Source organism: Pseudanabaena sp. CCNP1317 (assembly GCF_034931345.1).
Classification (GTDB): domain Bacteria; phylum Cyanobacteriota; class Cyanobacteriia; order Pseudanabaenales; family Pseudanabaenaceae; genus Pseudanabaena; species Pseudanabaena galeata.
Genome location: NZ_JAYGIF010000117.1, coordinates 1 through 15,578 on the forward strand (window position 1 = coordinate 1; position 15,578 = coordinate 15,578).

14 protein-coding genes and 2 pseudogenes are annotated in these 15,578 nt (G+C 42.5%); 5 read left to right on the forward strand and 11 right to left on the reverse strand.

What is annotated here, in order from left to right:
• Positions 1 to 325: 325 nt before the first annotated feature.
• Genes VB775_RS21480 through VB775_RS21490 form a run of 3 tightly spaced genes read right to left on the reverse strand, consistent with a single transcriptional unit; the run spans position 326 to position 996 of the window.
• A complete protein-coding gene (locus VB775_RS21480; RefSeq protein WP_281006810.1) occupies positions 326 to 523 on the reverse strand; it encodes a DUF2283 domain-containing protein in 198 nt (65 codons plus the stop codon).
• A gap of 29 nt (positions 524 to 552) precedes the next feature.
• Positions 553 to 750, reverse strand: a complete 198-nt coding sequence (locus VB775_RS21485; RefSeq protein WP_281006811.1) for a type II toxin-antitoxin system HicA family toxin — start codon at positions 748 to 750, stop codon at positions 553 to 555.
• A 3-nt stretch (positions 751 to 753) separates the two neighbouring features.
• Positions 754 to 996: a DUF1902 domain-containing protein gene (locus VB775_RS21490; protein WP_281006812.1), complete on the reverse strand. Its 243-nt coding sequence runs from the start codon at positions 994 to 996 to the stop codon at positions 754 to 756.
• Positions 997 to 1,198: 202 nt separating this feature from the next.
• Between VB775_RS21490 and VB775_RS21495 the strand changes: the two genes are divergently transcribed.
• Both VB775_RS21495 and VB775_RS21500 read left to right on the forward strand, forming a co-directional pair.
• Positions 1,199 to 1,414 (forward strand): hypothetical protein, encoded by a 216-nt coding sequence (locus VB775_RS21495; RefSeq protein WP_281006813.1) that lies wholly within the window; start codon positions 1,199 to 1,201, stop codon positions 1,412 to 1,414.
• A 2-nt stretch (positions 1,415 to 1,416) separates the two neighbouring features.
• A pseudogene (locus VB775_RS21500) lies at positions 1,417 to 1,680 on the forward strand (type II toxin-antitoxin system RelE family toxin).
• 16 nt (positions 1,681 to 1,696) lie between these two features.
• Here VB775_RS21500 and VB775_RS21505 read toward each other — a convergent pair.
• The 4 genes and pseudogenes from VB775_RS21505 to VB775_RS21520 form a co-directional block, all read right to left on the reverse strand.
• A complete protein-coding gene (locus VB775_RS21505; protein ID WP_281006814.1) occupies positions 1,697 to 1,855 on the reverse strand; it encodes a hypothetical protein in 159 nt (52 codons plus the stop codon).
• The gene (locus tag VB775_RS21510) at positions 1,852 to 2,160 is read right to left on the reverse strand and encodes a hypothetical protein (RefSeq protein WP_281006815.1); all 309 of its coding nucleotides are present in this window, start codon (positions 2,158 to 2,160) and stop codon (positions 1,852 to 1,854) included. Before VB775_RS21510 ends, VB775_RS21505 begins: the two co-directional genes overlap by 4 nt.
• 72 nt (positions 2,161 to 2,232) lie before the next feature.
• Entirely contained in the window at positions 2,233 to 2,574 is a 342-nt protein-coding gene (locus VB775_RS21515) for a XisI protein (RefSeq protein ID WP_281006816.1), read from the reverse strand.
• Between the two features lie 28 nt (positions 2,575 to 2,602).
• Positions 2,603 to 2,791: pseudogene (locus VB775_RS21520) on the reverse strand (element excision factor XisH family protein); the annotation flags it as partial.
• A gap of 291 nt (positions 2,792 to 3,082) precedes the next feature.
• Between VB775_RS21520 and clpB the strand changes: the two are divergent.
• Together clpB and VB775_RS21530 are read left to right on the forward strand one after the other, a co-directional pair.
• Positions 3,083 to 5,704 carry an ATP-dependent chaperone ClpB gene (gene clpB, locus VB775_RS21525; protein WP_281006818.1) on the forward strand — a complete coding sequence of 874 codons (2,622 nt, stop codon included), beginning with the start codon at positions 3,083 to 3,085 and terminating at the stop codon, positions 5,702 to 5,704.
• 75 nt (positions 5,705 to 5,779) lie between these two features.
• Complete coding sequence (locus tag VB775_RS21530; protein WP_281006819.1) at positions 5,780 to 6,490, forward strand: Uma2 family endonuclease; 711 nt, start codon at positions 5,780 to 5,782, stop codon at positions 6,488 to 6,490.
• Here VB775_RS21530 and VB775_RS21535 read toward each other — a convergent pair.
• The gene (locus tag VB775_RS21535; protein ID WP_281006820.1) at positions 6,487 to 7,620 is read right to left on the reverse strand and encodes a 3-deoxy-7-phosphoheptulonate synthase; all 1,134 of its coding nucleotides are present in this window, start codon (positions 7,618 to 7,620) and stop codon (positions 6,487 to 6,489) included. The genes VB775_RS21530 and VB775_RS21535 overlap by 4 nt on opposite strands.
• Positions 7,621 to 8,369: 749 nt before the next feature.
• Between VB775_RS21535 and acnB the strand changes: the two genes are divergently transcribed.
• The gene (gene acnB / locus VB775_RS21540) at positions 8,370 to 10,970 is read left to right on the forward strand and encodes a bifunctional aconitate hydratase 2/2-methylisocitrate dehydratase (protein ID WP_281006821.1); all 2,601 of its coding nucleotides are present in this window, start codon (positions 8,370 to 8,372) and stop codon (positions 10,968 to 10,970) included.
• A 271-nt stretch (positions 10,971 to 11,241) separates the two neighbouring features.
• Here acnB and VB775_RS21545 read toward each other — a convergent pair whose 3' ends face one another.
• From VB775_RS21545 to VB775_RS21555, 3 genes are all read right to left on the reverse strand, one after another.
• A complete protein-coding gene (locus VB775_RS21545; protein WP_281006822.1) occupies positions 11,242 to 11,817 on the reverse strand; it encodes a 5-formyltetrahydrofolate cyclo-ligase in 576 nt (191 codons plus the stop codon).
• 73 nt (positions 11,818 to 11,890) lie between these two features.
• A complete protein-coding gene (locus VB775_RS21550; protein ID WP_281006823.1) occupies positions 11,891 to 14,473 on the reverse strand; it encodes a S8 family peptidase in 2,583 nt (860 codons plus the stop codon).
• Positions 14,466 to 15,512 (reverse strand): ATP-binding protein, encoded by a 1,047-nt coding sequence (locus VB775_RS21555; protein WP_281006824.1) that lies wholly within the window; start codon positions 15,510 to 15,512, stop codon positions 14,466 to 14,468. The genes VB775_RS21550 and VB775_RS21555 overlap by 8 nt, the downstream gene beginning before the upstream one ends.
• Positions 15,513 to 15,578 lie beyond the last annotated feature (66 nt).

Consider the following 15,578-nt stretch of genomic DNA (forward strand, 5'->3'; position numbering starts at 1 on the left):
CATTAATTCTTGTTTCTGTTGCTTTTTCTTCTTTTAATTGATGCAAATCTCTCCATTCTTAACTTAACGATCTGTTTTTGCTTGGATTTCGTTTCTCTTTCCCATCTCGTGAATAATACAGGCTAGAATCTACACGAATTACTTTATCTCTTACAGATAACCAAAATGCAAGCCCAGAGATAGTTATATTACCAAATGCAGCTATCCAAGGAGCAAAGCTATTTACACATTGCCATGTGTTACAACTTTCCATATTCATTCAATATTTATTTTTTGTCTGTAAAGTTTGATTATATCCAGTTGTCTTGATTGATAGCAACAATTTCTAAGCTGCAATCTGTTGATAATCGATCTCTGGAATACCCACCCATTCCTTAGCGTGTTCAATTGTCATACTGCAAAGCTGACCATCCTCATCTAAATCCAATAAAGTATTCTCATCTAAATCTCGCGTTTCCGCAGGTGTTTTCTGAAAAAAGACGATGTACAGAGTGTCAGCATCTGCAAAATATCTTATTTTCATGCTTTTGTCTTTTAAATTTTGGCAATTCATTAAAACGCCTTTACTAACCCTGCTTGCTTTAAAACAGCATTAGCCGTATGTCGAGACTTGATCGCTTTATCGACAACAAACCTCCGTTCGGTAATTGGGCTATACCAAATCTCATGATCCCCCTTCCCATGACGCTCAAAGTAGCAACTTGCCTCTAGAAGCAGTTTCTTTAATTCGGGAGTAAAGGAACTTGCCATACTTTAAGCCACCTGAATTAATTCTTGCCGATGAGTTACTAATTCAAACGAGATCACCTTCCGTTGATCATCAATAGCCATGTGATGATTAGCGGCAAGTAATTCGGGAATCATCTGCTTGAGCTTATTAGTCAGCCGATCGAGGTTATCAGCTTCCGTCACCAAGCCAAGAATATCTGGACTCTCAGCAACCCAGACCTGAGCCTCTTGATCCCAAAACGCCTCAATTTTGTAATGACTAGTCATGCACAACAACCGATTAACTTAGTTTTTATTATAGCTATTGATGAAGACGCGATCGCCTTACTCATAAGCCCGTCAACAAGCAATCAAGTGATTTTTCCAAAGAAATGAATAGGCGATCGCCTTGTATATTTCTTTGGATGACGTTAAATAGCTAATATCTAAGTAAAATAGGTAACAAATTAAAAATCTAAAGGTGTCAATTATGACCCAAGCATTACACACCGCCATTGAGTCAGTTAACGCGCTGAGTCTAGAAGAAAAACACCAACTCTGGTTAATTCTTGACGAAGCGATCGCCCAAGCTGAAGAACAAGACTGGTTAGAAGACGACGAAACTGTTGAAGAAATTCAGCAAGTGCGCGAGGAATATCGAAAAGGTGAATACATCACATTTCATCAGTATCTTGCTCAGAACTAGTCATGACTTACACAATCATCGTCACCAAGTCTATCCAAAAAGATCTGGACAATCTTCCTAATGACATAAAATCTAGAGTTTACAGCTAGATATCACAACTATCTGAAGATCCGCGTCCTGATGGCGTAACCAAGTTAAAAGGTTATGAAAATGAATATCGGATTAGAATCGGTGATTATCGAATTCGTTATGAAATTCTTGATAAAGATGAAACTATTTTGTTGCTGCAATGTAAACATAGACGAGAAGTTTACAAAAATCGTTAAATAGCGATCGCCACACTCATAACCCTGTCAGCAAGCAATCAAGCGATTTTACCCGTGAAATGAATAGGCGATCGCCTTTTGTCAATCTCTGATTTTGAGCAATCTCTAAAAGCACCTGATAGAGAATAATTTCAGGAGATTCTTTGATATCATCACCAAAATAAGTCTCAATCATCTCAATTCGCTAAGCTGCATCTGATTGAGACAAAGCATTTCGTACAAGCCTGACCAAATCATAAAATCTGCATCATCTCCTAAAACACCTTGAGAGAATCTCTCTTGAAAATCTTCAGAGGTCATTTGGTATTTCTGTTCAAATTCTTTTAGATCCAATCGCAAGTTTAAGCTCCCTTTCTGTAATTCTGCAATTTGATAGGAAATAATATTCCTTGCAAACATCTCAGTATCTTGTACCTGACTTAAAATTTTTCTAAGTCTTTGTTCTGTTTGCGGTTGAACAGATAGATGAAAGTCAATCATAGGTTTTTTGTTTTTGAAATCAGGATGATAAACTTTATTTTAAACTTTAAGATAACGCATAAACCGCGATCGCTAAGCCACGGCAAACTCAGTTAACTTCCGAGTCTCAGGATCATGAAAAGCCAAAACAATATCAGACTTAGGGATACCTTCCGTTAACAACTCATTAGCAATCCCCTCCTCAGTCCAATCATCCTCAATATAAATCTTTTGATTCTTAATACGGATATGCACCTGAATATTCCTATATTTCCTCTCCCCTTGCCAACCCATTAAAAACCAAAAATACTGATCGTGAACATCATCAAAAACTAGACAACTCTCTCTTTCTCTAATATTAGAATTAGTAGCCCAGCTATGATACTCAGTCAAGATCTTTTTGATGACATCACGATACTTATCTAATCTATCCATTGTAAGATTTCCTCCTGCATTGTATTCACAACCAACAACTAACCTCAACCACAATTTTTTTGCCCTGTCGTTCGGCAGCGATCGGCTTTTCAGCAGCCAAATCAGCAAACAAATCCACATCTTTATAGCGAATCAGATAAGGATCAGCCGTGATCATCCAGCCATCTTTGATAAGAGCATTTTTAACTGCTTCATGATAAATGTCTTTGGCTGGCATAGCAATAAAAGCAAGAAAAGATGGTAAACAAGCTCAATCCAATCCCATTATAGATACTTGTTACAGCAATTTGTGAGGTGCGATCGCTATACCTATACACAAATCAGCAAGCAATCAAGCGATCGCACATATGCATAGAACAAAAGTCGCCTTAGCTGACGTACTGTAAGAGGTAAATGTAATGCCAATGTACGGAAACACGCACCCTTTAGCGAGGTAGAACCGATCCCGTTTAAAAGCCTTACGCTCTAAGATATTCACAGACGTTGAAACTACAGGAGGTAACTGGCGATGCAACCAACTAATCCCAATCAATTTACCGAAAAAGCATGGGCAGCGATCGCAAGGACACCCGATGTGGTGAAAGCGGCTCAGCAGCAGCAAATTGAACCCGAACATTTACTCAAGGCTCTCCTAGAAGAAGAAGGGCTAGCAGCTAGTATCTTTAGTAAAGTGGGGATCAATATTCAAAAATTGCGCGATCGCACTGATGAATTTATTAACCGTCAGCCCAAAGTATCAAGTTCTAATAGCTCTGTATATTTGGGCAAAAATTTAGAAGTATTGTTTGATCGTGCTGAAAAGGAACGTAAAAGTTTTGGCGATGATTTTATCTCGATTGAACATATCCTCTTGCCCTACTGCAAAGACGATCGCTTCGGCAAACCTCTCTATCAGGAAATGGGACTCGATGAGGCAAAACTCCGTAATGTGATTCAGCAAGTAAGAGGCAACCAAAAAGTGACCGATCAAACCCCCGAAAATAAATATGAAGCGCTTACAAAATATGGGCGTGATCTCACAGAATTAGCCCGTGAAGGCAAACTCGATCCCGTGATTGGACGCGATGACGAAATCCGCCGCACGATTCAGATTTTGTCACGACGCACCAAAAACAATCCCGTTCTCATTGGTGAACCAGGGGTGGGTAAAACAGCGATCGCTGAAGGTTTGGCGCAACGCATTCTCAGTGGTGATGTACCTGAATCACTGCAAGGTCGTAAGTTAATCGCTCTGGATATGGGCGGACTGATTGCAGGGGCAAAATATCGTGGTGAATTTGAAGAAAGACTAAAAGCCGTTCTGAAGGAAGTTACAGAATCAAGCGGTCAATTCATTCTCTTTATCGATGAAATCCATACCGTCGTTGGTGCGGGAGCCACACAGGGAGCCATGGATGCAGGTAACTTGCTGAAGCCAATGCTAGCTCGCGGTGAGTTGCGCTGTATTGGTGCAACGACATTGGATGAATATCGTAAATATATTGAGAAAGATGCCGCCCTTGAGCGCCGTTTCCAACAGGTTTATATTGATCAACCCAATGTCGAAGATACAATCTCAATTTTGCGTGGTTTGCGCGATCGCTACGAGTTACATCATGGCGTAAAAATTTCTGACAATGCGTTGGTAGCAGCCGCAACGCTTTCTAATCGCTATATTAGCGATCGCTTCTTGCCAGACAAAGCGATCGATCTCGTTGATGAAGCCGCCGCTAAGCTAAAAATGGAAATCACCTCTCAACCCGAAGCCCTTGATGAAATTAATCGCAAGGTGATTCAGCTTGAAATGGAATGTCTCTCACTCAAAAAAGAAAATGATCGTGAGTCTTTAGATCGTCTAGAAAAACTGAACAAAGAACTAGGAGACTTAAAGGAAGAGCAAACCACCCTCAAGGCACAATGGGAAGCGGAGAAACAGGTGATCGATAATATTCGCAAACTCAAGGAATCCATTGAGCATGTGAATGTGGAAATCCAACAAGCTGAGCGTGACTACGATCTGAATAAAGCTGCGGAACTCAAATATGGCAAGCTTACTGATTTACAGCGCCAATTAGAAGTTGCTGAGGTCAATCTTGAAGAAGCGAAAACTTCAGGGCGATCGCTATTGCGTCAAGAAGTTACAGAAGAAGACATTGCGGAGATTATCTCGAAATGGTCAGGCATTCCGATCAGTAAGCTAGTGGAATCTGAGAAAGAGAAGCTGCTGCAATTGGAAGATGTGCTACACGATCGCGTCGTTGGTCAAGAAGAAGCCGTCACTGCGATCGCAGATGCCATTCAACGTTCCCGTGCAGGACTCGCCGATCCCAATCGTCCGATCGCTAGCTTTATCTTCTTAGGTCCCACTGGTGTTGGTAAAACTGAATTAGCCAAAGCGCTCGCCGCCTATCTCTTCGATACCGAAGACTCGATGGTGCGGATCGACATGTCGGAATATATGGAGAAACATAGCGTTTCCCGTTTGGTGGGCGCACCTCCCGGCTATGTCGGTTACGAAGAAGGTGGACAATTAACCGAAGCAGTGCGTCGTCGTCCCTATGCCGTAATTCTCTTTGATGAAATCGAGAAAGCACATCCCGATGTATTTAACATTATGTTACAAATCCTTGATGATGGTCGCGTTACCGATTCCCAAGGTCGCACCGTTGATTTTAAGAACTCGATTATCATCATGACCAGTAACGTCGGTTCGCAGTTTATTCTTGATATTGCTGGCGATGACTCTAAATATGAAGAAATGCGCGATCGGGTGATGGAATCTATGCGATCGAGCTTCCGTCCCGAGTTCTTAAATCGTATTGATGAAATTGTGATCTTCCATGCTTTACGTCGTGATGAACTCCGCCGTATTGTGAAGCTGCAAGTCCAGCGTTTAGAACAACGTTTAGGCGATCGCCGCATGACCTTGAAAATTGCTGATGCTGCTCTAGATTTCATTGCGGAAGTTGGCTACGATCCAGTTTATGGAGCGCGTCCACTGAAGCGAATCATCCAGCGTCAACTGGAAACCCAAATCGCAAAAGGAATCCTACGCGGCGACTATAGCGACGGCGACACCATCTTTGTCGATATTGAAAACGAGCGTCTCGCCTTCAAACGACTTTCAAACGATTTGATTACTGTTTCCTAAAAGAGAAGGGGCGCAATGCGCCCCTTCTCTTTGTTTTTGTCTTAGAATACTTTTAAGCAGAGTTATGGTTAACACATGGTTATCACCGTTTCACCACCAGAAGTACAACCTTTAACTTCATCAGTTACCGCAGTAGCGAGACAAGGTGAAAATCGAGTTGCGCTACGAGGAATTAGCTGGCTGTCATACCAACAGATTCTTAATGCTCTACCACAGAGTCGCGCTGCACGGCTTACCTACGATCGCGGCATCCTTGAGATTACTATGCCATTAATTAAACATGAATTTTCACGATGCTTAATTGAAGTTTTTATTAGGATTTTAGTTATGGAACTAGGGATGAAGCTCAAAACAATGGGATCAACCACGATGGATTGTGAAGATTTGCAACGTGGTGCTGAGCCAGACTGTGCTTACTACATCCAGAATCAACCGAAAGTTGCAGGAAAAACTGTTGATTTTAGCCAAGATCCCCCGCCCGATCTCGTAGTTGAAGTGGATATTACTCACACTGATATTGATAAAAATAGGCTTTATGCTAGCCTTGGTGTCCCTGAATTTTGGCGATATAATGGACAAGAATTAAAGATTTATACATTACAGGAATCAGAACAGGAATCTCAATATGTAGAGTGCGATCGCAGTCCTACCTTTCCTTGGATGCAAAAGGAATATTTATATAACTTTCTCGAAGAAGCACAACAAGACGAGATTGCTGCTGAAGTTAAGTTTCGTGATTTTGTCAAAACTAATGGTACTGGGCTACAGCCCAGCACCATTAGTTAAAAGCGTCCTGATCGCACTGCATTAGCGAGATCTGTCAAAACTTCAACAGTGGTCTCAAAGTTAATGCAACCATCGGTAATACTCTTGCCATATTCCAATTTTGACAATTCTTTCAAAGGTTGCTTGCCTCGATTGAGATGACTTTCGAGCATGATGCCAACAATATGTTCTGAGCCATTACGCACCTGCTCAGCGATATCTTGCAGTACAGTTGGCTGAAGATTGTAATCTTGTCCACTATTGTCGTGACTGCAATCAATCATCATGTAAGGCAGTAGCTTGCGATCGCTAAGACGATGGGCGATCGCCTCTACATGAACGTTGTCATAATTAGGCCCCTGTTTACCGCCACGTAAGACGATATGTCCATCAGGATTGCCTGTCGTCGTGACAATGCTTGCCATACCTTCGTTATTGACACCCAGAAAACGGTGGGGCTGACGTGCTGACAATAGGGCGTTAATCGCTACATCAATGCTGCCATCAGTGCCATTTTTAAAACCCACAGGCATCGATAAGCCAGAGGACATTTCGCGGTGAGTTTGGCTCTCAGTTGTCCGTGCCCCGATCGCTGTCCAAGAGATCAGATCAGCAAGATACTGTGGCACAATCGGATCAAGCAGTTCGGTAGCACTGGGTAAGCCCAACTTCGCCACATCCAGCAATAGCCCCCGCGCCATGCGGATACCGTAATTAATATCAAATGTACCGTTGAGATGTGGATCGTTGATCAGCCCTTTCCAGCCCACTGTAGTGCGTGGCTTCTCGAAATAAACACGCATCACAATTTCGAGGGCATCGCTGACCTGATCGCGGAATTTGGCTAACTTTTCGGCATACTCACGGGCTGCTTTGACATCGTGAATTGAGCAAGGTCCAACTACCACCAATAAACGGCGATCGCTACCATTCAAAATATTTCTGATTCTGGCTCTCGCATTCGAGACTACCTTCGCGATCGCGGGGGTAATTGGTAATTCTGTTTTTACCTCGACGGGTGCTAATAGTGGGCAAGTTTCGACCACATGCAGATCGCTGGTCTTAAGTTGCTCTAAATTTTCATCTAATACTGATATTCCTTGCCCAGATTTCTGGGCGCTATCGGTTGATGACACGCTATTGAACTCCATATAAATATCTACTTATACTTTAGCCTCCCAGTGGGGCAAAAGTATCCTAGGGATGGACTTTTGTTACAACAATCTAAAAAACTATCTCTAGTCCTAATTTGCACAGATACTTACAGAATATTCTTAAGGAACATTCAGCGATGAAATTACCTTTGTATATCGTTCTATAGCAATGTAAGTTTTGCTTAGGACATAAAACCCAAAAGATGGGTGGCGGCGCGAAGCGCCGCCACTCATCTTTTGGGTTTTGATTTGTCCTATCTATCTCTTGCGTTGCTATATTTTTGTTTAACGTGAGTTCGATATAGCCATTTGTTTAGTCTCGCGATCTCTTAAACTATTTACTTCTATCCATTACTACCAATTGTCATTGGTTCGCATTGCGTTGTGATAGGTAAGGTCAAAGGAAATTCTCCTAAGCTGACCTACTTTAGAGCGTGTTTGAGAAGTCTCTTATTTAGCTTTAGCGTAAATTTCTGTTTTTACCCCCTCTAACTCCCCCTTTACAAGGGGGAGTTAGAGGGGGTAAAAACTTCTCAAACACGCTCTTATTCTCTGTCGATACACGAACATTTAGGAGTGCTATATAGCAAAGCAAGTTTTGCTTAAGACATAAAACCGAAGAAGTGAGGGGCAGTGCAAAGCGCCGCCCCTCACTTCTTCGGTTTTGGTTTATACTAGCTAACTCTTTTTTTGTTATAGGATCGATAATAAGTTAAATATCCGTCAAGAATTAAAAATAACAACGTATGTTATCAGCCTACCGTGATCATGTTGCCGAACGCGCTCAGCAAGGGATTCCGCCTTTGCCTTTGAATGCTCAGCAAACCTCGGAGCTTTGTGAGCTATTGCAAAATCCCCCCACAGGCGAAGAGGAATTTTTATTATCGTTACTGCGCGATCGCATTCCCCCAGGAGTCGATCAAGCAGCCTATGTCAAAGCAGGATGGCTAACAGCGATCGCTAAGGGTGAACATACATCACCTCTCGTTTCGCCATTATATGCAGTGGAACTGCTTGGTACAATGGTGGGCGGTTATAACGTGCAGACCTTGATTGATTTGTTAACTAATGACCAATTGGGTGATCTCGCCGCCACAGCTTTAAAGAAAACCCTGTTAGTATTTGATGCGTTTAACCAAGTTTTAGACCTATCTAAGGCTAATGCTAGAGCGCGATCGGTGATTGAGTCATGGGCTGCTGCCGAATGGTTTACTAGTCGTCCTGTATTGCCTGAAACTGTAACTGTGACAGTTTTTAAAGTCACAGGTGAAATCAATACTGATGACTTCTCACCTGCTTCTCAAGCTTTCTCTCGCCCCGACATTCCTCTACACGCTCTAAGCATGTTGGAATCAATGATGCCTGAAGGTTTGCAAAAGATTGCAGAACTCAAGCAAAAAGGACATCCCATAGCCTTCGTTGGTGATGTTGTAGGTACAGGTTCTTCGCGCAAATCAGCGATTAACTCGGTATTATGGCACATTGGCAATGATATTCCGTTTATTCCCAATAAGCGATCGGGTGGTGTGATTATCGGTAGCACGATCGCCCCGATTTTCTTTAATACTGCTGAAGATGCGGGAGCCTTACCAATTCAGTGTGATGTCTCGAAGTTGGGAATGGGTGACGTAATTACGATTCACACTCGTGATGGCAAAATTACCAACGCCGCAGGAGAAACCCTCTCTACTTTCAACCTCACTCCTGACACGATCGCGGATGAAGTTCGCGCAGGTGGACGGATTCCCCTCCTAATTGGACGCAGTTTAACTGCCAAAACTCGCCATGCGATCGGGCTTCCCGCCAGCGATGTATTTATCCTTCCATCTACTCCTGCGGACACTGGTAAAGGCTATACCCTCGCCCAAAAGATGGTCGGTAAAGCTTGCGGCGTAGTTGGTGTGCGCCCCTATACTTCCTGTGAACCACTGATGACCACCGTTGGTTCTCAGGATACAACTGGCCCGATGACCCGTGATGAGTTGCAAGAGCTTGCTTGCCTAGGGTTTAGTGCTGACTTGGTAATTCAGAGTTTCTGTCACACGGCAGCTTATCCCAAGCCCACCGACATTAAGACCCATAAGGAACTTCCTGATTTCTTTTCTAATCGTGGCGGTGTGGCTCTGCGTCCCAATGACGGCATTATCCACTCTTGGCTAAATCGGATGCTCTTGCCTGATACCGTTGGTACTGGTGGCGATTCCCATACTCGTTTTCCATTAGGCATTTCTTTCCCCGCAGGTTCAGGGCTAGTCGCCTTCGCTGCGGCTCTTGGCATTATGCCTTTGGATATGCCTGAATCTGTACTAGTGCGCTTCTCTGGTGAATTGCAAGCGGGTGTTACCCTGCGCGATGTCGTCAATGCGATTCCCTATATCGCCATTCAAAGAGGTTTGCTGACGGTCGAGAAGAAGAACAAAAAAAATGTCTTTGCAGGTCGGATTATGGAAATTGAAGGTTTACCCGATCTCAAAGTAGAGCAAGCCTTTGAACTCACCGATGCCACTGCCGAGCGTTCCTGCTCTGGTAGCACCATTAAGCTCAGTACTGAGACAGTTGCTGAGTACTTGCGCTCAAACATTGCCTTGATGAAGAACATGATCGCTCGTGGCTATAGCGATCCCAAGACTCTCTTGCGACGCATTGCCAAAATGGAAGAATGGCTTGCTAATCCTGTCCTCATGGAAGCTGATCCTGATGCTGAATATGCGGAAATCATTGAGATTGATCTTAATGAAATTAAGGAACCAATTGTTGCTGCACCTAACGATCCTGACAATGTGAAGTTACTCTCAGAAGTAGCAGGCGATCGCGTGGATGAGGTCTTTATCGGCTCTTGCATGACCAACATCGGTCATTACCGCGCTGCTGCCAAGGTTCTCGAAAAAGAAGCCGCCGTCAAAGCTCGTCTCTGGGTCGCGCCACCCACCCGCATGGATGAATTCCAACTCAAGGAAGAAGGAATTTACAGCACCTTTGGTGTCGCAGGAGCCAGAACTGAAGTTCCTGGATGCTCTCTCTGCATGGGTAATCAAGCGCGTGTTGGCGATGGTACAACGGTATTCTCAACTTCCACTCGTAACTTCAATAATCGCATGGGCAAGGATGCTCAGGTGTATCTTGGTTCAGCAGAACTAGCGGCGGTCTGTGCTTTGCTAGGTAAGATTCCGACAGTAGAAGAGTATCAAGCGATCGTCACCAAGAAGATCGATCCTTTTGCTAGTGATCTCTATCGCTATCTCAACTTCGATCAGATTGCCAATTTTGAGGATCAAGGTCGAGTGATTCCCCTAGACCAAATGCCGCGTATTGAGGATATTTTAGGTATGCCTGTGGGCGCGAAGTAGCTATTTGATTTTCTTATTTAACTTTAACGTCAGTTCGACGAAGGCGGAAGATGGTAAGAACCGCTTAGCGATTCTTGCCATCTTCCGCGATTTGCATCGTGCGAAGCACGCCGCAAATGGCTATAGCAATGTAAGTTTTGCTCAGGACATAAACCCCAAAAGATGAGTGGCGGCGCTTCGCGCCGCCACTCATCTTTTGGGGTTTGATTTGTCCTATCTATCTCCTGCGTTGCTATAAGTACAAAACTACAGTTCTCTATGAAGAAGGGATTCAGCAATAAATCATTGATTCTGTGCCGATCGCCTCTAATGGCACGTCCCAAATATCAATGGGAATCTCATCTAAATAGAACTCTTCAAAAACAATTCCGACTTTAAGCCCTGTCGAGTTAGGTAACCAGCGATCGTAAAAGCCGCCACCATAGCCCAGTCGATAACCTCGGCGATCGCAAGCCACCGCAGGGATCAAGATCAGATCGATATTCTGCAAATCCATAAGGGGCAAGTCATGGCGCGGCTCCAGAATACCAAAGGCTCCCGATCGCATATTGTTGTCAAAATCAGCGATCGTCACTTGATGCCAAATTAGATCTTTGTCCACACAGCGCGAAAAGCCCCAATTTTTGTCAGGGAATATTTGCCACAGGGGGCTTAAATCTGGTTCTTGTCGAAAACTGCTAAAAGTTAATATATTTCGCGCCTGTTGAAAAATCTGCCAATCGGAGAGGCGATCGCATAATACTTGACTTTTTTGTTGCCAAATTTCTTTAGGTATCTGAAGGCGGTTAGCTAAGAACTCCTTTCTTATTCGTTTTTTGCTTTTTTGTTCTTTTTTTTCAAAATCCACAATCTTTGTATGCAAAATATTCGTTAATCAGAAAATATTTAGAAAAATTGCTAATGGTAAAATACATCGCAAATTACACTTGCACTTGTTGTTGTATTTGTAGAGATACTTGAGCTTGGACAAATGCGTTGTAAATGGGTATTTCTGAATTGATAATCTCAAAACTAGCAGTTAAAGCGTAAGGTACTTGAGCATCTGGATCGTTATTCCAGCCTTTATGAGCTACAACTGCTATGCAAAAGGCATCCCGTAAATCGAATGACTTCACAATTGCCCAATCTTTCTGAATTGTTCCATTTCCCCTAGATGTATCCCTAACACGCTTACCATGATTTTTGTATTTTCCAAGAGTCCAATCAAATAGACCTGATCCATCTTCTTGTTCTTCAGAAGCCTCATATTTATCAAGAATTCCTTTCAGAAATTTATCTGGAGATTCTCCTTTTTGACTACATTCCCAATGTAGCCAAGTAGATAAATATTTACGTTTACTACGCCTTGTTCTTCTAGGTTCAGCTTTGTAGGCAAGTGTAATCTCAACTAGAATATCAAATTCCTCCGCTGGCGATTGCAAGTCTTTAGGAATTACTACTTGATAGATATCTGCTTGTTTAGCTTTAATGTAAGTATCGCCGCTAGTAATTAACGTCACACGATTAGGGGCATTGCCGATCGCTCGATCAAGGTTAGGTAAACCATAGCCCATCATCCGAATAATTGATGAGAGATCTGATTCATTGTTTGCCCATGTAGGTAGCCGTGCTGATTGGACAATCAAGGCTTTATATAGCAAGCAATTTTCCTGTGGAAAACTAGCAGCTAATGCGGCAGCAATATGGGTAACTTTAGGTGCTGCAAAGGATGTCCCCACAGTGTCTGATGCGATTGCTGATGTTCCTCCCATTGTTGTTCTCACTAATTCAGGACAAACTTCCTTATTAGTAGTAAAACTAGGCGGATCACCTTCATCTTTAATGAAGTCACCGCCATATTCCACAACTTCAGGTTTAATCGAATCCCAGATTCCATAACCTGTGCAAGAAAATGATGACGGATGATCTTTAGATGCAATTGAAGTTAGCGGTGGTTGATTATAGGTAGTATGAGCAATTGAACCAACTGTAAGCGCTTGAAGGCTTTGAGCAGGATTGGCAATACGAGATGACTTTTCCAACAAATAATCTGGATATGGACAGTCATCTTGAAAATGCTCTGTGAGAGTTTTTCGAGTTATGCTAAGACCTAAGCCACGATTTAATGATAGATTTCCAGCAGAAACAACAAAAAGAATATCATTTAGCCAGCAAAGGTTATCTATTTCCGCAGCCCAAGCACTCATATAAGTTATTCTACAAGGACTAGAGCTAGTAATGGAATGATTAAAGATACGAGTACCTGTTTGGCGATAGAAGTCTACAATTTCTTTAAGAATTTCAGGCATATAGAGATTTTCTGGAAGTTTACGATCCCGTCCCAACACTCTAGCGTTTTGAAGCCAGCAGATTCCTGATTGACTAGCTGGAGGAATTCCTTGAGGGTATAAAATTGCTCCTGCAACTCTTGTCCCATGTCCTCCACCTTGTACATAATCTGCCGTCAGATCTGTCTCACTAGGAACCCAAGATCGTGAATTATTGCTATCCATAGCAACACGTAATAATGCATGGCTTTCTTGAATACCACTATCGATAATGCAGACTTTTGGGGCTATTGGCGATGGAGGCTCAAGAGTAAAAACAGATTCCTGAAGACTTGGAGTACGATTAGCTAAGATTTCTGAAATTTGATCGGGTTCACTAATTTCAAAAACATATGGATAATTAGTTGCTAAATCTTTTAGAGCTTTGCCAGATATTTCAACCCGACAGGAGAAACTATCTGGTAAAAGAGCAAGGTGAGAACGATCATCATATGAGGCTTCTTGTAAAATTGTTCCGCTAATATCTGAAATAAATTTTTTGAATTCTAATTCTCTATCCCACTGTAGATCATCCCATTCTTGAATAGTATGATCGCGTCTGTCGCTCCACCTAGCAAACTTGCGTGCGTATTTCTCTGGATCTTCATTCTCTTTTGGCGGAGGACAATTAGAAAATTTAGAGTTTAGTCCAACACAAGCAATACTGACATCAACTATATACATTTGATTGTCTAGGATCTGTTCCCAACGAGCAAGTAAATCAGGTGATAGAATATATTCTAACCGCTTAAATTTACCTTCAAGAATTTCCCATATTTCAGCAACTTTTCCACCACCATACTCTTCAGCAATAAACTTCTCTATCTTTTGCTGAAGATTGGTCAACTCAGCATCAGCCGCAGCACCAAGAATATATCCATCCTCAAGCTCTAGGACAACCTCAATTCCAAAGCTTTTGAGAGTATCTGCATCAAATGATTGTGGGTCGACCTGTAATAGAAATGATGGAATATTGGGAATCTCTGGCAATCCTTCTTGCTGACGTTCTTCAAATCTAGTTTTCCAATCACTCAGAATTGTGAACGCAGAAGACTGGAGCCTGCGACCATGATTACCTGCATCCCCACGATTGCTAGTAGAACGGCTTGATTGTCGAGGTGGAGTTCCAGAACGAGCAAAACCTGTATGTGTAAGACTTAATGGAATATGATTGAACTGTTGAGAGCTATCAGACATGAGCAGTTACAATATCCTGTATTGATTCTTCTAAATGTTCTTGAATAACAAGCTCTTCTCGGTCTAAAATTGCCCGTTTTGCAGCATCTTGGGCAACTCGCACAACTTGAGCCGCCGAGAAACCATTCATCTTCTGTACAATTAAGTTCCAGTCAATTGAACCAACTGCAACAGAACATAAAGTTTGCTTTAATATAGCCCTAATTTCTGATTCTGATGGCTTTGGCACTTCAATAGCATCGTCAAATCTTCGCCACACGGCTTCATCTAAGAACTTAGTTAAGTTAGTAGCAGCTACCAGTAAACCATTTGAAACTTCATATTCATCAAGGAGTTGCAGGAAAGTATTAACTACCCGTTTGATTTCTCCAACCTCCTGATTATCCTCACGCGACTTGGCAAGAGCATCACATTCATCAATGAAAAGTAAACAAGGGGTTGCTGCCGCAGTTTCAAAGACTTCGCGCAAATTAGTAGCAGTTTCACCTAGAAATGAAGATACCATTGCATCAAAACGAATTTTAATCAAAGTTAAGCCCGTATTCCAAGCAATTCTCTCTGCTCCCATAGTCTTACCGCAACCAGGGGAACCATAAAGTAATATTTTTTGGCGATAACGTAAACCATGATGAGCAAGGCGATCACGAGCAGCATATTCCCGTTCGATGCGACGAAATCTAGTTTCCACAGCATCTGAAAGAACCATGTGATGCCGTAAGCGATCGCGAGGAACAGTAACAATAAAAGGGTGATTGAATCGATGCTTGCTTGATAAAAGAGTTAGTGTGCGCGAATCTTGATTTTTTGAAATTCCAACATCAGAAGCGGTTAAATCCACTCCTTTTTGATTTATTACTGATGAGGTTTCTGTTTTACTAAAACGAGTACTTTTACGGAGAATGTTTTCGAGTTGCTCAGCAAGGGTGGTATGTCCTTGTTTTCGTTCTTCCTCAACAACTACAGACAGCATACTCTGTATCGCCTGTGAATCTTCACTGGCGACAACCCGAAACAACCGCTTGAGTACATCTCCTTTCATTTGACAACCTAATTTTCTATACAAACTTTCTGCACTTGCTATGATGCATAAGTCTTATCTCACTAT